This is a genomic window from Streptomyces rubellus (genome assembly GCF_036323805.1).
Taxonomy (GTDB): Bacteria; Actinomycetota; Actinomycetes; order Streptomycetales; family Streptomycetaceae; genus Streptomyces.
This window is the reverse complement of the sequence record NZ_JAZDCX010000001.1, coordinates 357,593-375,983: the sequence shown is the minus strand read 5'-3', so window position 1 is coordinate 375,983 and position 18,391 is coordinate 357,593. Positions and strand designations below refer to the sequence as shown.

Sequence of the window (18,391 nt, the reverse complement as noted above, 5' to 3'; positions counted from 1 at the left end):
AGGCAGGCCGGCCGCGCCCCGGCGGCACCCGGCCGTACCGCACCACCGCTCAGGAGGCCGCCGCCGCGCGGGCCTTCGCCTCGTCCACCTTGCGGCCGAAGTGGACCGACGCCCACCACAGGCCGGCGAAGAGGGCCCCGAGGAAGAACATCGCCGGGACGACGAAACCGGAGGCGATCAGGCCGAGTTGCAGCGCCCAGCCGAGCTGGACCCCGCCGGGCCGGGTGATCATGCCGCACAGCACCAGGCACAGCGCCATCGCCACCCCGGCCACCGTCCACACCGTCGACGCGGGCAGCCCGCCCAGCCGCATCGCCACCAGGGCGGCGAAGCCGATCACGAAGAACTCCCCGATCAGCGTGGAGGCGCAGAGCGTACGCATCTAGCGGTCCTTTCCGAGCAGCAGCCGTGCCTCGCCGACGGTGAAGACCGAGCCGGTGACCAGCACGCCCGCGCCGGCGTACTCGCTCTCCTCCTCGGCCAGCGTGACGGCCTCCTCCAGGGCGTCGTCGAGCCGCGGGGTGACCTGCACCCGCTCCTCCCCGAAGACCTCCACCGCCAGGGCGGCGAGCTCGTCCACGTCCATCGCGCGGGCGGTGGCGTTGCGAGTGACCACGACCTCGGCGAAGACCGGCTCGAAGGCCTCCAGCAGCCCCCGCACGTCCTTGCCCGCGCTGGGCGCGACCACCCCGACCAGCCGGCTGAAGCCGAAGGCCTCGGTGACCGCCTCGGCCGCGGCACGGGCGCCCGCCGGGTTGTGCGCGGCGTCCAGCACCACCGTCGGACTGCGGCGCACCACTTCCAGCCGTCCGGGCGAGGTCACGGAGGCGAAGGCGGTACGGACGGCCTCGACGTCCAGGGTGCGCACCCGCTGCGCGCCGATGCCGAAGAACGCCTCGACGGCGGCCAGCGCCACGGCGGCGTTGTGCGCCATGTGCGCGCCGTGCAGCGGCAGGAAGATCTCCGGGTACTCCCCGCCCAGCCCGCGCAGGGTCAGCAGCTGCCCGCCGACGGCGACCTCGCGGGAGAGCACCCCGAACTCCAGGCCCTCGCGGGCGACGGTGGCGTCCAGCTCCGCGGCCCGGCGCAGCACGACCGAGGCGGCGTCCACCGGCTGCTGGGCCAGGACGACGGTGGCGTCCCGCTTGACGATGCCGGACTTCTCCTGCGCGATCTCCGCGGGTGTGCCGCCCAGCCGGTCGGTGTGGTCCAGGGAGATCGGGGTGACGACGGCGACTCCCGCGTCGATCACGTTGGTGGCGTCCCAGCTGCCGCCCATGCCGACCTCGACGATCGCCACGTCCACGGGCGCGTCGGCGAAGGCGGCGTACGCCATGCCGGTGAGCACCTCGAAGAACGACAGCCGGTGCTCCTGCGCGGCGTCCACCATCCCGACGTACGGCTCCAGGTCCCGGTAGGTCTCGATGAACCGCTCGGGGCTGATCGGCGCGCCGTCCAGGCTGATCCGCTCGGTCATGGCCTGCACGTGCGGGCTGCTGTAGCGGCCGGTGCGCAGGTCGAACGCGCCGAGCAGCGCCTCGATCATCCGGGCGGTGCTGGTCTTGCCGTTGGTGCCGGTGATGTGGATGGCCGGGTAGGAGCGCTGCGGCTCGCCCAGGAGGTCCATCAGGGCGCTGATCCGCTCCAGCGACGGCTCCAGCCGTGTCTCCGGCCAGCGGCCCAGCAGTTCGTCCTCCACCTCCCGCAGCGCCCGGTCCAGCTCCGGGTCCTTGGGCCGGGACGGCAGGCCGTCCGGGGACGGCCCGGCCTGGGTGCGCAGGGTGCGGCTGCCCGCCTCGATCACCGCGAGATCGGGGTCACGGTCCGTCTCGGCGTCGATGATCTCGTCGAACCTCTCCACGAGATCGGGTCCGTCTCCGGAGTCACCGGGATCGGCGGGGCCGCCGTGGGGATCGTGCGGGGGGTGCTCGCTCACCGTTCCAGTGTACGGAGGCGGCCGTGGCCACCCCCGCTCCGGGGGTGGCCACGGCCCCCCGGAGCGGGGCCGGCGTGTGCCGCCGCTCAGCCCTGGGGCAGTGCCTCCAGCTGCGCGGAGATCCGGGCGATGTCCGCCTCGGCCTGCTCCCTGCGGCCCCTGATCTTCGCCACCACCTGGTCGGGGGCCTTGGCCAGGAACGCCTCGTTGCCCAGCTTGGCGGTGGTCTGCGCCAGTTCCTTCTGCGCGGCGGCCAGGTCCTTCGTGAGCCGCTTGCGCTCGGCCGCGAAGTCGATCGCGCCGGACAGGTCCAGCTCGACCGTCGCCCCGGCCACCGGCAGGGACGCGGTGGCCGCGAAGCCCTCACCGGCCGGCGTCAGCCGCGCCAGGGAGCGGACGGCCGCCTCGTGCGCCGCCAGGGAGGTGCCCTCCAGGGCGAGCCGGGCCGGAACGCGCTGGCCGGGCTGGAGGCCCTGGTCGGCACGGAACCGGCGGACCTCGGTGATCACCTGCTGGAGCGTGGCGATCTCCCGCTCGGCTTCCGCGTCGCGGAAACCGGAGTCGGCCGGCCAGTCGGCGATCACCACGGACTCCCCGCCCGTCAGCGTCGTCCACAGCGTCTCGGTGACGAACGGCATCACCGGGTGGAGCAGCCGCAGCGTGGTGTCCAGCACCTCGCCCAGGACTCGGGCGGAGGTGCGGGCCGCGGCGCCGCCCTCGGCGAAGGTGGTCTTGGACAGCTCGACGTACCAGTCGAAGACCTCGTCCCACGCGAAGTGGTAGAGGAGGTCGGAGAGCTTGGCGAACTGGTAGTCGTCGTAGTACGCGTCCACCTCGGCGACGACGGTGTTCAGCCGGGAGAGGATCCAGCGGTCGGTCGGCGACAGCTCCTCGGGCGCGGGCAGGTCGCCCTCGACCGTGGCGCCGTTCATCAGCGCGAAGCGGGTGGCGTTCCAGACCTTGTTGGCGAAGTTGCGGGACGCCTGGACCCAGTCCTCGCCGATGGGCACGTCCACCCCGGGGTTGGCGCCGCGCGCCAGGGTGAAGCGCAGCGCGTCGGAGCCGTACTTGTCCATCCAGTCCAGCGGGTTGACCGCGTTGCCGAAGGACTTCGACATCTTCTTGCCGAACTGGTCGCGGACCATGCCGTGCAGCGCGATGGTGTGGAACGGCGGGGTGCCGTCCATCGCGTACAGGCCGAACATCATCATCCGGGCGACCCAGAAGAAGAGGATGTCGTAGCCGGTGACCAGGACGGAGTTCGGATAGAACTTCTCCAGGCTCTCGGTCCGCTCCGGCCAGCCGAGCGTGGAGAACGGCCACAGGCCGGAGGAGAACCAGGTGTCCAGCACGTCGCCGTCCTGGTGCCAGCCCTCACCGGACGGGGGCTCCTCGTCCGGACCGACGCAGACCGTCTCGCCGTTCGGCCCGTACCAGACCGGGATGCGGTGGCCCCACCACAGCTGGCGGGAGATGCACCAGTCGTGGAGGTTGTCCACCCAGTCGAAGTAGCGCTTCTCCATCTCCCTGGGGTGGATGGCGACCCGGCCGTCGCGCACCGCGTCGCCGGCGGCCTTCGCCAGCGGGCCGACCTTCACCCACCACTGCATGGACAGCCGCGGCTCGATGGTGGTCTTGCAGCGCGAGCAGTGTCCGACGGAGTGGCTGTACGGCCGCTTCTCGGCGACGATCCGGCCCTCGGCGCGCAGCGCGCCGACGACCGCCGAGCGGGCCTCCAGCCGGTCCAGGCCCTGGAACGGGCCGTGGGCGGTGATCACGGCGTGCTCGTCCATGATCGTGATGCTGGGCAGGTCGTGGCGGCGGCCGATCTCGAAGTCGTTCGGGTCGTGCGCCGGGGTGACCTTGACGGCGCCGGTGCCGAACTCCGGGTCGACGTGCTCGTCCGCGACGACGGGGATGCGGCGGCCGGTGAGCGGCAGCTCGATCTCGGTGCCGACGAGGTGGGCGTAGCGCTCGTCACCGGGGTGGACGGCCACGGCGGTGTCGCCGAGCATCGTCTCGGCGCGGGTGGTGGCGACGACGATGGCGTCCTCGCCCTCGCCGTAGCGGATGGAGACCAGCTCGCCGTCCTGGTCGGCGTACTCCACCTCGATGTCGGAGATGGCCGTCAGACAGCGCGGGCACCAGTTGATGATCCGCTCGGCGCGGTAGATCAGCTCGTCGTCGTGGAGCCGCTTGAAGATCGTCTGGACGGCGCGGGAGAGACCCTCGTCCATGGTGAAGCGCTCCCGCGACCAGGCGACGCCGTCACCCAGGCGGCGCATCTGGCCGGAGATCTGCCCGCCGGACTCCGCCTTCCACCGCCACACGCGTTCGACGAACTCCTCACGCCCCAGGTCGTGGCGGGACCTGCCCTCCTTGGCCAGCTCCCGCTCGACGACGTTCTGCGTGGCGATGCCCGCGTGGTCCATGCCCGGCTGCCACAGCGTCTCGAAGCCCTGCATCCGCTTGCGGCGGGTGAGGGCGTCGATCAGCGTGTGCTCGAAGGCATGGCCCAGGTGCAGGCTGCCGGTGACGTTGGGCGGGGGGATGACGATCGTGTACGGCGGCTTGTCGCTCTTGGCGTCCGCCTCGAAGTAACCGCGCTCCACCCAGCGCTCGTACAGCTTCTCCTCCACCTCGGCCGGAACGTACTGCGTCGGCAGACTGGCATGGGCGCTGTTCGATGGCTCCGCCCCGGCGGGGGTCAGGCTCTGCTGAGAGTTGTCGGTCACGACCGCCAGTGTACGGGCCGCTGTGTAGCAGTCTCGAATCGGTTTAGGGGGCCAGGGCAACGGGAAGTGGCGCGGTCCGCCAGGATGGGGCACGGCTTTTCACGCACTTGTCCGAACGAGGGGGAGCCCCACCCGTGAGCCACAACCAGCCACCGCCCCAACCCGGTCCGTACGGCGGCCAGCCCAACCCGTACGGCACCCCGCCGCAGCAGCCGGGCCCGTACGGCTACCCGCAGCAGCCCGGCTACGGCTACCCCCCGCAGCAGCCCGGACCGCCCCAGCCCGGGACGGGGGTCCCCCCGGCGCAGCCCGGTTACGGCTACCCCCCGCAGCAGCCCGGTCCCTACGGCGGCCCGCAGCAGCCGGGCGGGTACCCGCCCCCGCCGGGCGGCGGCGGCAACAAGGGCAGGACCATCGGCATCCTGGTGACGGTGCTGGCGGTCGTGGGGCTGGCGGTCGGCGGCTACGTCGTCTTCGGCGACAGCGGCAGCAAGATCGCCGACGACGGCAAGCGCTACAAGCTCGTCACGCCCGAGACGGTCCTGGACGGCGAGTACAAGATGAACCCGAAGGAGAAGGACGAGGGCCCGTTCGAGTCGGAGGACCTCAAGGAGATCGAGCAGTTCGGGGTCAGCGACCCCACGAACGTCTCCGCCACCTACATGTCCGGGGACGACGTCCTGTCCCAGAAGCATCTGAGCTTCAGCGGGGTCTGGGGCGAGATCAGGGACCCCGAGGCAGTCGTCGACGCGATGTTCGCGAAGGCGGAGGAGGGGATCCGGGAGGACTCCGGCGGGGACGGGAGCGAGGGCACGGCCGAGCTGGTCGGCGAGCCCAGGGAGATGTCTCCCCCGGGGCTGGAGAACGCCGTCATGAAGTGCCAGGAGATGAAGCTCTCCGGTGAGGGCACCGCCGAACTGAGCGGTGGCGCCTTCACCATGTCCTTCTGCATCTGGGGCGACCACAGCACCATCGCCTACTCGGCCCTGAACGACATGACCGCGTTCACCACCGGCGAGAACTTCTCGATGGACGAGACCGCCGAGGCCGTGGCCAGGCTCCGTAACGACGTGCGCGTCGAGATCGAGTAGTCGCCGCGCCCGCACGCCACCGCCGTACACGTACGACGGCAGGACAGCACATACGAGGGTGCCCCGGCGGGAGAACCGCCGGGGCACCCTCGTATGTGCGCGTCCGCGCGCTACGCGCTCTTCTCGCGCGGCCCCTGCCCCGTCTCGCCGCGGGTGCGGGGGACGAGCGTGGGGTTGACGTTGGAGTGGACGACGTCGGCGGTGATCACCACGCGGGCCACGTCCTTACGGGAGGGCACCTCGTACATCACCGACATCAGCACCTCCTCCATGATCGCCCGCAGCCCGCGGGCACCGGTGCCGCGCAGGATCGCCTGGTCGGCGATGGCCTCCAGGGCCGGGCGGTCGAAGTCCAGCTCCACACCGTCGAGCTCGAAGAGCCGCTGGTACTGCTTGACCAGCGCGTTGCGCGGCTCGACCAAGATCTTCAGCAGGGCCTCGCGGTCGAGGTTGTGGACGGAGGTGATCACCGGCAGCCGGCCGATGAACTCCGGGATCATGCCGAACTTCACCAGGTCCTCGGGCATGACGTCCTCGAACTGGTTGCTCGCCTCGATCTCGCGCTTGGAGCGGATCGTCGCGCCGAAGCCGATGCCCTTGGCGCCCGCCCGGGACTCGATGAGCTTCTCCAGCCCGGCGAACGCGCCGCCCACGATGAACAGCACGTTCGTGGTGTCGATCTGGATGAACTCCTGGTGGGGGTGCTTGCGGCCGCCCTGCGGCGGCACGGAGGCCGTGGTGCCCTCCAGGATCTTCAGCAGCGCCTGCTGCACGCCCTCCCCGGAGACGTCCCGGGTGATCGAGGGGTTCTCGCTCTTGCGGGCGACCTTGTCGATCTCGTCGATGTAGATGATCCCGGTCTCGGCCTTCTTGACGTCGTAGTCGGCGGCCTGGATCAGCTTCAGCAGGATGTTCTCGACGTCCTCGCCCACGTAGCCGGCCTCGGTCAGGGCGGTGGCGTCGGCGATGGCGAAGGGGACGTTCAGCATCCGGGCGAGGGTCTGCGCCAGCAGTGTCTTGCCGGAACCGGTGGGGCCCAGCAGCAGGATGTTGGACTTGGCCAGCTCGATGCCGTCGTCCCGGCTCTGCGAGCCGCCGTTCTCACCCGCCTGCACCCGCTTGTAGTGGTTGTAGACGGCGACGGAGAGGGCCTTCTTCGCGGCCTCCTGACCGACGACGTACCCCTCCAGGAACTCGTAGATCTCGCGCGGCTTGGGCAGCTCCTCCCAGCGCATCTCCGAGGAGTCGGCGAGCTCCTCCTCGATGATCTCGTTGCAGAGGTCGATGCACTCGTCGCAGATGTAGACGCCCGGTCCCGCGATGAGCTTCTTCACCTGCTTCTGGCTCTTGCCGCAGAACGAGCACTTGAGCAGATCGCCGCCGTCACCGATGCGTGCCACGAGGTGCTTCTCCTTCGCATGGGATCCGTCGAGTTCCACGAACCCGGGTGCTTGCTCTGGGCCTTGGCGGGGGCGGCCCCGGACCCCCTAAGACGGTACCTTGCCCGGGCCCCCGGATGGGCCCCCCTCGGACCGACTCGACCCGAGGGGGGCGGAAATGTTCGGGAGATTCCCGCGGATTCCCGTGGCCTGCCCGCGGGCCTGTCCGGACCTAGCCGAGCCCCACCGAGGTCTTGCGGGTGGAGATGATCTGGTCGATCAGCCCGTACTCGAGCGCCTCCTCGGCGGTGAGGATCTTGTCGCGCTCGATGTCCTGGTTGATCTGCTCGATCGGCTTGTTGGAGTGCTTGGCGAGCAGCTCTTCCAGCTGGGTCCGCATCCGCTGGACCTCGTTGGCCGCGATCTCCAGGTCGGAGACCTGGCCGCGGCCGGTCTCGGTGTACGGCTGGTGGATCAGCACCCGGGCGTTGGGCAGCGCCATCCGCTTGCCCGGGGTGCCGGCCGCCAGCAGTACGGCCGCGGCCGAGGCCGCCTGGCCCATGCAGACCGTCTGGATGTCCGGCTTGACGAACTGCATCGTGTCGTAGATGGCCGTGAGCGCCGTGAAGGAGCCGCCGGGCGAGTTGATGTAGACCGAGATGTCGCGGTCGGGGTCCATCGACTCCAGGCACAGCAGCTGCGCCATGACGTCGTTGGCCGAGGCGTCGTCGATCTGCACGCCCAGGAAGATCACGCGCTCCTCGAAGAGCTTGGCGTACGGATCGTACTCGCGCACGCCCTGCGAGGTGCGCTCCACGAAGCGCGGGACGACGTACCGGGCCTCGGCCGCCGGCCCGTCGTAGCGGGCCTGGAACCGGTCGTGGAGCCCGGCGCCGGGGAAGGACTGCTGACTGTTCATGGGGCTGTACACCGTTCTGGAGAGATGGACTGGCTGCGGTGTCGGGGTGCGGGGCGTGCGGCGCTCACGCGCCCGTACCGCCACCGCCCGGAAGCTGCTCGGCGGAGCCGTAGACCTCGTCGATCAGGCCGTACTCCTTGGCCTCCTCGGCGGTGAACCAGCGGTCGCGGTCGGCGTCGCGGCTCCACTGCTCCTCGCTCTGGCCGGTGTGCAGCGCGGACAGGCGCGTCATCTTCTTCTTGGTGCGCAGCAGCTGCTCGGCGTGGATCTTGATGTCCGAGGCCGAACCCGCCAGACCCGCGGACGGCTGGTGGATGAGGATCTCGGCGTTGGGCAGCGCGAAGCGCTTGCCCCGGGTGCCCGCGCTGAGGAGGAACTGGCCCATCGAGGCGGCCAGGCCCATCGCGATGGTCACCACGTCGTTCTTGATGTACTGCATGGTGTCGTAGATCGCCATGCCGGCCGTGATCGAACCACCCGGGCTGTTGATGTAGAGGTAGATGTCCTTGTCCGGGTCGGCGGCCAGCAGGAGCAGCTGGGCGGTGATCCGGTTGGCGATCTCGTCGTCGACCGGCTGGCCGAGGAAGATGATCCGCTCGTTGAGCAGCCGGTTGTAGACCTGGTCGCCGAGGCCACCGATGGTCGGCTCGGTGGCGGCGTAGGGCATCGGAAGCGTCACGTGTCCACCTGCTCGGGTAACGGACGGCTCGTCTCTCACAGGGCCGTCTCTGAGTCTTCGTGTACTTGGGACCCTAACGCGCGGGTCCGACTGAGCCATCCCGGTCCGAGAACTGTTCGCTGTGAGCGCAGGGGGCGTTCCCGCAGGTGAGGTCGGTGCGTTCCGCCGTACGCGAACGGGCCCGCACACGGTGTCGTGTGCGGGCCCGCGGCGGTCGGGTGAACGGGCGCGGGGCCGGCGCGCCCCGGAGGGGGCGGCCCCGCGCCGGTGTCAGCCCTCGGTCTTCCCGTCCCGCTCCGCGGACTCCTCGCCGGACTCCGCGGCGGCCTCGGGGGTGCTCTCGTCGGCCTTCTCGGCGGCGGCCCCGGTCTCGTCGCCCTCGGACTCGTCCTCGTCGTCCTCCAGGGAGACCGTCTCGCCGTTGGTGTCGGTGACCGTGGCGGCCTCGACGACGATCGCCAGCGCCTTGCCCCGGGCGACCTCGCCGACGAGCACCGGCACCTGGCCGCTCTCGACGACGGCCTGGGCGAACTGGTCGGGGCTCATGCCGGAGGACTGGGCGCGGCGCACCAGGTGCTCGGTGAGCTCCTCCTGGTTGACGTTGACCTTCTCCTTGTTGACCAGCTCGTCGAGGACGAACTGGGTGCGGATGCCCTTCTCCGCCTGCTCCCGGAGCTCGGCCTCGAACTCCTCCTCGGTCTTCTCCTGCATCTTCAGGTAGGTCTCGAGGTCCATGCCGAGCTGCGCGAGCTGGTGGTTGACCAGGTTGTGCTTGCGGGTGTTGATCTCGTCCTCGAGGAGCTTCTCGGGGATCGGCACCTCGACCAGGCCGAGCAGCGCGTCGAGCACCTTCTCCTGGGCCTGGGTGGCCTGGTCGTACTTCTTCGTCTGCTCCAGGCGCCGGCGGCTGTCGGCGCGGAGTTCCTCGATGGTGTCGAACTCGCTGGCGAGCTGCGCGAAGTCGCCGTCCAGCTCGGGCAGTTCGCGGGCGGAGACGGAGTTGACGGTCACCTTCACCTCGGCCTCGCGGCCCGCCGCGGAGCCGCCCTTGAGCTCGGAGGTGAAGGTCGCGGAGCCGCCGGCCTCCAGACCGGTGACGGCCTCGTCGATGCCGTCCAGCAGCTCACCGGAGCCGATGACGTAGTCGACGCCCTCGGCGACGCCGTCCTCCAGGATCTCGCCGTCGATCCTGGCCTCCAGGTCGATCTTGACGACATCGCCCTCGGCGGCGGCCCGCTCAACGGTCTTGGTGGTGGCGAAGCGCTCGCGGAGCTGCTCGATCGCCTTGTCGACGTCCTCCTCGCCGACCTCGACGGCGTCGACGGTGACCTCGATGCCGGAGTAGTCCGGGATCTCGACCTCGGGGCGGACGTCCACCTCGGCGGTGAAGGCGAAGACCTCGTTGTCCTTCAGCTCGGTGATGTCCACCTCGGGCTGGCCCAGCGGGTTGATCTCGCCCTCGTTGACCGCGTCCTGGTAGAGCTTCGGCAGCGCGTCGTTGACCGCCTCCTCCAGGACCGCTCCCCGGCCGAAGCGCTGGTCGATCACCCGGGCGGGGACCTTGCCCTTGCGGAAGCCGGGCACCGTGACCTGCTGGTTGATCTTCTTGTACGCCGCGTCGAGGCTGGGCTTGAGCTCCTCGAAGGGCACCTCGACAGTGAGCCGAACCCGGGTGGGGTTCAGGGTCTCCACGGCGCTCTTCACGGTCGGTCTCCTTGGGGCTGACTGCTGGGAACTTCGATTCTTTGAGAGGCGCCCCGTACGCAGACACGACACCGGCAGGCGCGTTTTTCATAGTACGTGGTCGGGGTGGCCGGATTCGAACCGACGACCTTCCGCTCCCAAAGCGGACGCGCTACCAAGCTGCGCCACACCCCGTCCGTGCGACACGTAGCGTACATGCCGTACGATGCGGAGCGTGCGGCTCGCCGTCACGGTCACCACACAGCCGGGAGCGTTTGTCCGGCCGTGACCGGGTGGTTATGATCTGCACCTGCCCCGTGACCGGCGGGGCGTCGCGGGCGTAGCTCAATGGTAGAGCCCCAGTCTTCCAAACTGGCTACGCGGGTTCGATTCCCGTCGCCCGCTCCACGCGCGAAGAAGCGGCCCGGCTCCTGAAGGAGCCGGGCCGCTTCGCGCGTTTCGGAAGGCGGTCCGTCAGAAGGCGATCTGGTTGATCGAGTCGGCGAGCGAGTTGAGAAAACGGTTGATCGCCGGAGCCATGCCGGTCGAGGCCAGGAAGAAGCCGAAGAGGACGGCGACGAGCGCCGGGCCCGCCTTGAGGGAGCCGCCCCTGATCAACACGACCATGATGATCGCCAAGAGCAGCACCACTGACAGGGAAATGGCCACAACTGATCACACCCTACGGTCGCAACACCTCTGTACCGGCCACACCGGTCCGGGGACCCTCCGCCGTGTCCCCCTGGGCATCATCGTGCCACCAACTGCCGGGCGCTAGGCATCGGGTGGCGGATCGGCGTGGCCGGACGCCCGCCGCTGCTCCCCCAGCTCCCGCAGGATCCTGCGGCTGAGCCCGTCGGCACGGCGTGTCGTCTCGGGCAGCCGGTGGCGCGGCGCGAGGCGCAGGGTGTGGGCGCAGGCGCTGTCCAGGCCGATCCCGTGGCCCGCCGAGACGAACACCGCCCTGACCCCCGGCCGGGTGCGCAGGGCGCGGCCCACCACCTCGGGCGGGTCCCGCCGGGGGTCCAGCAGCGGCGAGGTGTCGCCGCGGCGCGGTCCCGGCTCGGCGTGCGTGAAGGCGAAGGGCGTCTTGGCCACCCCGAAGCAGGGCAGTCCGGTCAGCACGCCCAGGTGCACCGCCAGCCCGGCCCGCCGGGGGTGGGCGACGCCGTAGCCGTCGCAGACCACCAGGTCGGGCGTGGTGCGCAGACCCTCCAGGGCCGCCAGCACCGGCGGCAGCTCCCGGAAGGCGAGCAGGCCCGGGACGTACGGGAAGCGGGCGCGGTCGGTGTGGACGGCCTCCTCGACGACGTCGAGCGTGTCGGCGTCCAGCACCACCGCCGCCGCGACCAGCGGGCCGTCCGCCGTACCGGAGGAGGCGTAGGAGACGTCGACCCCGGCGATCCTGCGCACCGTCCCGGGCGCGGGCCCGGCACTCGCCAGGTCCGCCGCCGCCCGGATCCGCTCCTGCTCGGCCACCGCCTCCGCCACGGTCGCCGGCCACTCCCCCGCCGCGGTGCCCCCGGCCGTCATGCCCCGGCCGTCCTCAGTCCCGGCGGATCAGCAGCAGGGCCCGGTCGTCGTTGACGTCCCGGGCGACGGCCTCGATCAGATGCCAGGCCGCGCCCTCGAACCCGGTGACGACATAGCGGTCGGCCTCGCCGGTCAGCCGGTCGATGCCCTCGCTCAGATCGCGGTCGGAGGTCTCGACCAGGCCGTCCGTGAAGAGCATCAGCACGTCGCCGGAGCGCAGACTGCCCTTGACCGCGTCGAACTGCGCCCCGTCGTAGACGCCCAGCAGCGGTCCCTCGGCGGCCTTCTCCTCCCAGCGGCCGCTGCCCGCGCTGAGCTGGAGGGCGGGCAGGTGCCCCGCCGAGAACAGCTCGTAGTCGCCGCTGTCGAGGTCCAGGACGAGGTGCACGGAGGTGGCGAAGCCCTCCTGCCAGTCCTGGCGCAGCAGGTAGTCGTTGGCGGCCGGGAGGAAGGCGTGCGGCGGCAGCGAGCCCAGCAGACCGCCGAAGGCGCCGGACAGCAGCAGCGCGCGGGAGCCGGCGTCCATGCCCTTGCCGGAGACGTCGGTGAGGACGACCTCCAGGACGCGGCGGCCGGGGCCGGTGCGCGAGGCGACGACGAAGTCGCCGGAGAAGGACTGGCCGCCCGCCGGACGCAGCGCCATCTCGTGGTGCCAGCCGGCCGGCAGCTCGGGCAGCCGGCTCTGGACGCGGATGCGTTCGCGCAGGTCGAACAGCATGGTGCCGCCGCGCCGCCAGGGCACCCCGACCCGGCTGCGGAACTGGGCGACCAGCAGCCCGGTGAGCCCGGTCGCGGCGACCACCAGGATGGTGCCCGGGGTGACCCGGCCGGGGCCGGCCGTGTACGGGCCGAGCACCGTGGCCTCCACGATCAGCGCGGCGGCCGCGGTGGCGTACAGGATCAGCAGGTTGGCGGGGCGCAGCAGCAGCCCGCCCGCGACGATCGGCAGCACCAGGCTCTCGGGCGCGAACCACAGCGGCTCGGCGAGCGTGGCGTAGGTGAGCACGGGCACGAGGGTCAGCAGCGCGGCGAAGGCGATCCAGTCCGAGCCGTCGCCGCGGAAGTAGTCCACGGCGGACCGGCGCAGACCGGTGCGGACCCGGTGCACGGTCTTGCGAACCTGGGACCACCGGGCCGCCGGAGGGACCCTGCCCGTACGACCTGCCATGTCCTGGACCTTATCCACCCGTTCGGGCGCACGTCGATTCCCCCCGGCCGACCGCGGGCACCGGTTGCGCACCGCCGTTCGATATCGGGTCGCCACCGTCCCGCCGTCCTGATAGGGAAGGCCGTATGACGAGCACGGATCTGCGGGCGCTGCGCCCCGAGGAGTGGGACACCTGGTACCGGACCTTCGAACTGGCCTTCGGCGGAGTCCCGGAGTCCGATGAGGAGCGGGCGCTGTGGCGGGACGTCACCGACTTCGGGCGGGCGCTCGCCGCCTGGGACGGCGGACAGGTGGCCGGTACGGCCCTCTCGCACCCCTTCCGGCTGTCGGTGCCCGGCGGCGCGCTGGTGCCCGCCGCCGGGGTGTCGGCGGTGGGGGTGGCCCCGACGCACCGCCGGCGCGGCATCCTCACCGCCATGATGCGGCGTCAGCTGGACGACGTACACGCCGCCGGCGAGCCGCTGGCGGTGCTGTGCGCCTCCGAACCGGAGATCTACGGGCGCTTCGGCTACGGCCCCGCCGCGTACGCCCTGTTCGGTGAGGCGGACACCGCCCGGGTGACCCTGGCGGTGCCGCCGGGGACGGACGACACGGAGGAGGTCCGGCTGCGGCTGGCGGACCCGGAGGAGTCGCTGGCGGAGTGCGAGGCGCTGTACGCCCGCCGCCTGGCCGCCCGGCCGGGCATGATCCGGCGGCTGCCGCACTGGGAGCGGCTGGGGGTGCTGGACCCGGCGGGCGAGCGGGACGGCGCCTCGCCGCTGCGGTGCGTGCTGGCCGGGTCCGGTGGTGAGTTGCGCGGGTACGCGCGGTACGCGGTGAAGCCGGACTGGGACCTGTCCGGCCCGAAGGGCGCGGTCGTGGTGCGCGACGTGGAGGCGCTGGACCCGGCGGCGTACGCGGCGCTGTGGCGCTACCTGTTCGGGATCGACCTGACCTCGGCCGTGCGGTTCGGTCCCCGTCCCATGGACGATCCGCTGCGCCATCTGGTCTCGGACCTGCGGCGCTGCGGCCTCCGGGTCCGCGACACGCTGTACCTGCGCCCGGTGGACGTGGGCGCGGCGCTGGCGGCGCGGACGTACACCACCGCCGTGGACGTGGTGCTGGAGGTCGGGGACGACTTCTGCCCGTGGAACACCGGACGCTGGCGGCTGGCCGGGGACACCGGCGGCGCCGCCTGCGAGCGCACCGGCGATCCGGCCGACCTGGCGCTGGGCGCGAGGGAGTTGGGCGAGGTGTACCTGGGCGGTACGTCCCTGGCGGCGCTGGCCGGTACCGGGCGGGTGCGGGAGCTGCGGCCGGGGGCGCTGGAGCGGGCCACCGCGGCGTTCTCCTGGCCCGTGGCGCCGTGGCTGCCGCACGGCTTCTGAAACGGGCCCGGGCTCAGCCCTTCTGGCAGGCGGGGCACCAGAACAGGTTGCGGGCGGCGAGCGGGGCGGTGCGCACCCGCTCGCCGCAGAGGTGGCAGGGCATCCCGGCGCGCCGGTAGACGTACACCTCGCCGCCGTGGTCGTCCACGCGCGGCGGGCGGTTCATGGCCTCGGGGGTGTGCTCGGGGCGCACGGTGTCGATGCGGTTGTTGCGCACGCCCTCCCGCATCAGCTCGACCAGATCCGCCCAGACCGCGTCCCACTCGGCACGGGCGAGGTCCTTCCCCGGCCGGTAGGGATCGATGTTGTGCCGGAAGAGGACCTCGGCGCGGTAGACGTTGCCGACGCCCGCGACGACCTTCTGGTCCATCAGCAGCGCGGCGATCGTGGTGCGGCTGCGGGATATCCGCGCCCAGGCCCGGCCGGGGTCGGCGTCGGCGCGCAGCGGGTCGGGGCCCAGCCGCTCGCCGACCGCCCGTCTGCCCTCGTCGGTGATCAGCTCGCAGGTGCTGGGGCCGCGCAGGTCGGCGTACACGCGGGGAGCCTCCTCGGTGGCCAGCCGCAGCCGTATCTGCCCGACGGGGGCGGGCGGCGGTCCGGCGCCCTGGGTGAAGCCGCCGTACAGGCCCAGGTGGATGTGGATCCAGTCGCCGTCGGCGGGGTCGCCGGAGCCGGGGAAGCCGAGGAAGAGGTGCTTGCCGTGGGCGTCGGCGCCGCTCAGCGTCCGGCCGTCGACGCGGGCGGCGCCGGCGGCGAACCTGCCCTGCGGGCTGGACGCCCGCACGGGCCGGCCGCCGAACCTCTCGCCGAGGTCGGCGGCCAGCCGGTGGATGGTGTGGCCTTCTGGCACGGGTGGGGCCGTTCCTGTTCCTGTCGTCCTCGGCCGCTTCCGGCCGCTTCCCGCCGCGCGGGCGGCGTCACATCCTCACGGTCAGTCGTGCCGCGGGTGGTGCGGCGGGACGGGCGGGAGCTCGCCGGTGCGCTCGTACTCCGCGAGCATCGCGATGCGGCGCGCGTGCCGTTCGGCCCCGGAGAAGGGGGTGGCCAGGAACGCCTCGACGATGGAGACGGCCTCCTCGGTGGAGTGCATCCGGGCGCCGACGGCGATCACGTTGGCGTCGTTGTGCTCCCGGCCCAGCTTCGCCGTCTCCAGGCTCCAGGCCAGCGCGGCCCGTACGCCCGCCACCTTGTTGGCGGCGATGGCCTCGCCGTTGCCCGAGCCGCCGATCACGACGCCCAGGGCCGCGCCGTCGGCGGCCGTGCGCTCCGCGGCGCGCAGGCAGAAGGGCGGGTAGTCGTCCTCCGCGTCGTAGATGTGCGGGCCGCAGTCGACGGGCTCGTGCCCGGCCTCCTTCAGCCACTGGACGAGGTGGTTCTTCAGTTCGTAGCCGGCGTGGTCGGAGCCGAGGTAGACACGCATGGGGGTGAGTTTATTCACGGTCGCGGTCACGAGTTCCGGCCGACCAGCTTCCAGGCCGCGGGGAGGGCCCCCATGGCCAGGGCCGCCTTGAGGGCGTCGCCGACCAGGAACGGCACCAGTCCGGCGGCGACGGCCTCACCCGCCGACATGCCCGTGGCCAGCGCCAGGTAGGGGACGCCGACGCCGTAGATGATCACGGTGCCCACCGCCATGGTCCCGGCCGTGCGCAGCACGCCGCGGTCGCCGCCGCGGCGGGCCAGGGCGCCGACGACGACAGCGGCCAGCAGCATGCCGAGGATGTACCCGAAGGAGGGCATCGCGGCGCCCGAGGAGCCCTCCGAGAACCACGGCATCCCGGCGACGCCGGCGGCGGCGTACAGGCCCAGGGCGGCGAAGGCGCGGCGGGCGCCCAGTCCGGCGCCCACCAGCAGGGCGGCGAAGGTCTGGCCGGTCACGGGCACGGGCGAGCCGGGCACGGGGACGGCGAGCTGCGCGGCCACTCCGGTGAGCGCGGCGCCGCCCAGGACCAGCGCTGCGTCGCGCACCCGGGCACGGGCCGCGGTGGAGGCGGGCAGCACATCGGCCAGAACGGCGCCCGGACGGACGGTGGCGGTGGTCGCGGCAGGGGTGGTCATCATGGCTCCGGTGTCGTACGGGTTGGCGGGACGCCATGACGCTAACCGACATCGGGGCCGGTCATGCCGTGAGATTGGCGACACACCTCCGCCGGGGCGGCGGTGGTGAAGCGGCGGGGCGGCGGGCCGCGGGCGCTTTGCCTCCGGGCGGGGTCGCCGCCCACACTGGGCTGGATCCGGAGCAGATCGTTCCGGCACCCCGATCCCCGAACGGCAAGTCCCTCATGCCCGGTACCCCGCCAGAGCCGCTGACCACCGGTCCCGCCGGCGGGCCCCCGGCCGCCTCCGTCCCCCCGCCGCCCCCGTCCCTCACCCACGGCCTGCGGCAGCGCCATCTGTCGATGATCGCGCTCGGCGGGGTGATCGGCGCCGGCCTCTTCGTGGGCTCCGGCGCGGGCATCGCCGCCGCCGGGCCGTCGATCGTGCTGGCGTACGCGGCCTCCGGGCTGCTGGTGACGCTGGTGATGCGGATGCTCGGCGAGATGTCGGCCGCCCATCCCGCCTCCGGCTCGTTCTCGGTGCACGCCGAGCGGGCGCTCGGTCCGTGGGCCGGCTTCACCTCCGGATGGATCTTCTGGACGCTGCTGTGCGTGGCGGTCGCCGTGGAGGCGATCGGCGCGGCGGCGATCGTGACGGAGTGGCTGCCGGGCACCCCGGACTGGTTCTGGGTCGCCGTGTTCATGGCGGTCTTCTGCGGCGTCAACCTGCTGTCGGTGCGGAACTTCGGCGAGTACGAGTTCTGGTTCGCCGCCCTGAAGGTCGCCGCGATCGTGCTCTTCCTCCTCCTGGGCGTCCTGGCCGTCCTCGGCCTGCCGCCCGGCACCGCCTCGCCCGGCACCGCCAATCTGACCGGGCGGGGCGGGCCGCTCCCCAACGGCGCCGAGGGCCTGGTGGTCGGCCTGCTGGCCTCCGTGTTCGCCTACGGCGGTCTGGAGACGGTGACGATCGCGGCAGCCGAGTCGCAGGACCCGGTGCGGGGCGTGGCGAAGGCCGTGCGCACCGCGATGTGGCGGATCGCGGTGTTCTACGTCGGCTCGATGGCGGTGATCGTCACGCTGATCCCCTGGCACGACCCGTCGGTGCGGGAGGGGCCGTACGCCGCCGTGCTGGACCACCTGGGCATCCCGGCCGCCGCCCAGATCATGAACACGGTGGTGCTGGTGGCCCTGCTGTCGGCGATGAACGCCAACATCTACGGTGCCTCGCGCATGGCGTACTCCCTGGTGCGCCGCGGCGAGGGCCCGGCCGTCCTGGGGCGGGTGACGGGGGGAGTGCCGCGCCGTACGGTGCTGGCCTCCTCGGCCTTCGGCTTCTTCGCGGTGCTGCTCAGCCTCCGGTGGCCTGACACCGTCTTCGCCTGGCTGCTGAACATGGTGGGCGCGGCCGTGCTGGTGGTGTGGAGCTTCATCGCGGCCTCCCAGCTGCGCACCCGGCGGCGGCTGGAGCGGGAGGCGCCGGAGCGGCTGGTGGTGCGGATGTGGCTGTTCCCGGGGCTCACCTGGGCCTCGCTGGCGGCGGTGGCGGCGGTGCTGCTGCTGATGCTGCGCGAGGGCGACACCCGGGTCCAGCTCGCCTGCACCGCCGGACTCACCCTGGCGCTGGCGGCGGCCGGCCTGCTGCGCCAGCGGGCGCGCCGGGACCGGTAGCCGGCGGGAGGGCACGCCGGCCGCGACGCGCCGCACGCCTTGTTGCCTTACCACAGCTGTTGCAACTAATGTGCAACAAGAGACACCGGGCCCCGCGCTCTCCGCTTCCCCGCGGTGGGGTCCGTCCCGCGGCCGTGATCGTCTTCTCTCGGTCCTCACGCGCCGCGGGATCCGGGAAACGACAGGGGGACGGCCCGCGC

Annotated in this window: 16 protein-coding genes and 2 tRNA genes; 4 read left to right on the top strand and 14 right to left on the bottom strand. The window is 72.1% G+C overall.

The genetic code is table 11. From position 1 onward, the window contains the following. Positions 1-49 precede the first annotated feature (49 nt). The 3 genes from V1L54_RS01575 to V1L54_RS01565 all read right to left on the bottom strand — a co-directional run bounded on the left by V1L54_RS01575 (position 50) and on the right by V1L54_RS01565 (position 4,671). Complete coding sequence (locus V1L54_RS01575) at positions 50-382, bottom strand: DUF4233 domain-containing protein (protein WP_330115958.1); 333 nt, start codon at positions 380-382, stop codon at positions 50-52. Continuing rightward, the gene (folC, locus tag V1L54_RS01570) at positions 383-1,936 is read right to left on the bottom strand and encodes a bifunctional tetrahydrofolate synthase/dihydrofolate synthase (protein ID WP_443076426.1); all 1,554 of its coding nucleotides are present in this window, start codon (positions 1,934-1,936) and stop codon (positions 383-385) included. Positions 1,937-2,022: 86 nt separating this feature from the next. Further along, positions 2,023-4,671 carry a valine--tRNA ligase gene (locus tag V1L54_RS01565; RefSeq protein WP_443076425.1) on the bottom strand — a complete coding sequence of 883 codons (2,649 nt, stop codon included), beginning with the start codon at positions 4,669-4,671 and terminating at the stop codon, positions 2,023-2,025. A 134-nt stretch (positions 4,672-4,805) separates the two neighbouring features. Between V1L54_RS01565 and V1L54_RS01560 the strand changes: the two genes are divergently transcribed. Then, positions 4,806-5,762, top strand: a complete 957-nt coding sequence (locus V1L54_RS01560; RefSeq protein ID WP_330115957.1) for a hypothetical protein — start codon at positions 4,806-4,808, stop codon at positions 5,760-5,762. 110 nt (positions 5,763-5,872) lie between these two features. Here V1L54_RS01560 and clpX read toward each other — a convergent pair whose 3' ends face one another. The 5 genes from clpX to V1L54_RS01535 form a co-directional block, all read right to left on the bottom strand. After that, positions 5,873-7,162: an ATP-dependent Clp protease ATP-binding subunit ClpX gene (gene clpX, locus V1L54_RS01555; protein ID WP_330115956.1), complete on the bottom strand. Its 1,290-nt coding sequence runs from the start codon at positions 7,160-7,162 to the stop codon at positions 5,873-5,875. Between the two features lie 211 nt (positions 7,163-7,373). After that, positions 7,374-8,060: an ATP-dependent Clp protease proteolytic subunit gene (locus V1L54_RS01550; RefSeq protein ID WP_330115955.1), complete on the bottom strand. Its 687-nt coding sequence runs from the start codon at positions 8,058-8,060 to the stop codon at positions 7,374-7,376. Between the two features lie 64 nt (positions 8,061-8,124). Then, positions 8,125-8,727: an ATP-dependent Clp protease proteolytic subunit gene (locus V1L54_RS01545; protein ID WP_330116123.1), complete on the bottom strand. Its 603-nt coding sequence runs from the start codon at positions 8,725-8,727 to the stop codon at positions 8,125-8,127. Between the two features lie 282 nt (positions 8,728-9,009). Continuing rightward, positions 9,010-10,443: a trigger factor gene (gene tig / locus V1L54_RS01540; protein ID WP_330115954.1), complete on the bottom strand. Its 1,434-nt coding sequence runs from the start codon at positions 10,441-10,443 to the stop codon at positions 9,010-9,012. A 97-nt stretch (positions 10,444-10,540) separates the two neighbouring features. Continuing rightward, a tRNA-Pro gene (locus V1L54_RS01535) sits at positions 10,541-10,617 on the bottom strand. 139 nt (positions 10,618-10,756) lie between these two features. Here V1L54_RS01535 and V1L54_RS01530 point away from each other — a divergent pair. Further along, positions 10,757-10,830, top strand: a tRNA-Gly gene (locus tag V1L54_RS01530). A gap of 66 nt (positions 10,831-10,896) precedes the next feature. On the opposite strand, the gene V1L54_RS01525 is transcribed toward V1L54_RS01530, so the two are convergent. From V1L54_RS01525 to V1L54_RS01515, 3 genes are all read right to left on the bottom strand, one after another. Next, on the bottom strand, positions 10,897-11,091 hold the full coding sequence (locus V1L54_RS01525; RefSeq protein ID WP_100204846.1) for a hypothetical protein: 195 nt from the start codon (positions 11,089-11,091) through the stop codon (positions 10,897-10,899). Between the two features lie 105 nt (positions 11,092-11,196). Next, positions 11,197-11,955 (bottom strand): endonuclease V, encoded by a 759-nt coding sequence (locus V1L54_RS01520; protein ID WP_330115953.1) that lies wholly within the window; start codon positions 11,953-11,955, stop codon positions 11,197-11,199. 13 nt (positions 11,956-11,968) lie between these two features. Then, a complete protein-coding gene (locus tag V1L54_RS01515; protein WP_330115952.1) occupies positions 11,969-13,123 on the bottom strand; it encodes a PP2C family protein-serine/threonine phosphatase in 1,155 nt (384 codons plus the stop codon). A 125-nt stretch (positions 13,124-13,248) separates the two neighbouring features. On the opposite strand from V1L54_RS01515, the gene V1L54_RS01510 reads away from it, so the two are divergent. After that, complete coding sequence (locus V1L54_RS01510) at positions 13,249-14,490, top strand: GNAT family N-acetyltransferase (protein ID WP_330115951.1); 1,242 nt, start codon at positions 13,249-13,251, stop codon at positions 14,488-14,490. A 13-nt stretch (positions 14,491-14,503) separates the two neighbouring features. On the opposite strand, the gene V1L54_RS01505 is transcribed toward V1L54_RS01510, so the two are convergent. The 3 genes from V1L54_RS01505 to V1L54_RS01495 form a co-directional block, all read right to left on the bottom strand. Continuing rightward, complete coding sequence (locus V1L54_RS01505) at positions 14,504-15,340, bottom strand: Fpg/Nei family DNA glycosylase (RefSeq protein WP_330115950.1); 837 nt, start codon at positions 15,338-15,340, stop codon at positions 14,504-14,506. Positions 15,341-15,421: 81 nt separating this feature from the next. Continuing rightward, on the bottom strand, positions 15,422-15,910 hold the full coding sequence (locus V1L54_RS01500) for a ribose-5-phosphate isomerase (RefSeq protein ID WP_330115949.1): 489 nt from the start codon (positions 15,908-15,910) through the stop codon (positions 15,422-15,424). A gap of 26 nt (positions 15,911-15,936) precedes the next feature. Next, positions 15,937-16,545: a biotin transporter BioY gene (locus tag V1L54_RS01495; protein ID WP_330116122.1), complete on the bottom strand. Its 609-nt coding sequence runs from the start codon at positions 16,543-16,545 to the stop codon at positions 15,937-15,939. A gap of 224 nt (positions 16,546-16,769) precedes the next feature. Here V1L54_RS01495 and V1L54_RS01490 point away from each other — a divergent pair, with 224 nt between their 5' ends. Further along, positions 16,770-18,191, top strand: a complete 1,422-nt coding sequence (locus V1L54_RS01490; protein WP_330115948.1) for an amino acid permease — start codon at positions 16,770-16,772, stop codon at positions 18,189-18,191. The last annotated feature ends 200 nt before the right edge of the window (positions 18,192-18,391 follow it).

Bases quoted from the DNA above. Each gene is read 5' to 3' on its own strand.
- V1L54_RS01575 (WP_330115958.1), bottom strand. From the start codon at position 382: ATGCGTACGCTCTGCGCCTCCACGCTGATCGGGGAGTTCTTCGTGATC.
- V1L54_RS01550 (WP_330115955.1), bottom strand. From the start codon at position 8,060: ATGAACAGTCAGCAGTCCTTCCCCGGCGCCGGGCTCCACGACCGGTTC.
- V1L54_RS01545 (WP_330116123.1), bottom strand. From the start codon at position 8,727: ATGCCCTACGCCGCCACCGAGCCGACCATCGGTGGCCTCGGCGACCAG.
- V1L54_RS01520 (WP_330115953.1), bottom strand. From the start codon at position 11,955: ATGACGGCCGGGGGCACCGCGGCGGGGGAGTGGCCGGCGACCGTGGCG.
- V1L54_RS01515 (WP_330115952.1), bottom strand. From the start codon at position 13,123: ATGGCAGGTCGTACGGGCAGGGTCCCTCCGGCGGCCCGGTGGTCCCAG.
- V1L54_RS01510 (WP_330115951.1), top strand. From the start codon at position 13,249: ATGACGAGCACGGATCTGCGGGCGCTGCGCCCCGAGGAGTGGGACACC.
- V1L54_RS01500 (WP_330115949.1), bottom strand. From the start codon at position 15,910: ATGCGTGTCTACCTCGGCTCCGACCACGCCGGCTACGAACTGAAGAAC.
- V1L54_RS01495 (WP_330116122.1), bottom strand. From the start codon at position 16,545: ATGACCACCCCTGCCGCGACCACCGCCACCGTCCGTCCGGGCGCCGTT.
- V1L54_RS01490 (WP_330115948.1), top strand. From the start codon at position 16,770: ATGCCCGGTACCCCGCCAGAGCCGCTGACCACCGGTCCCGCCGGCGGG.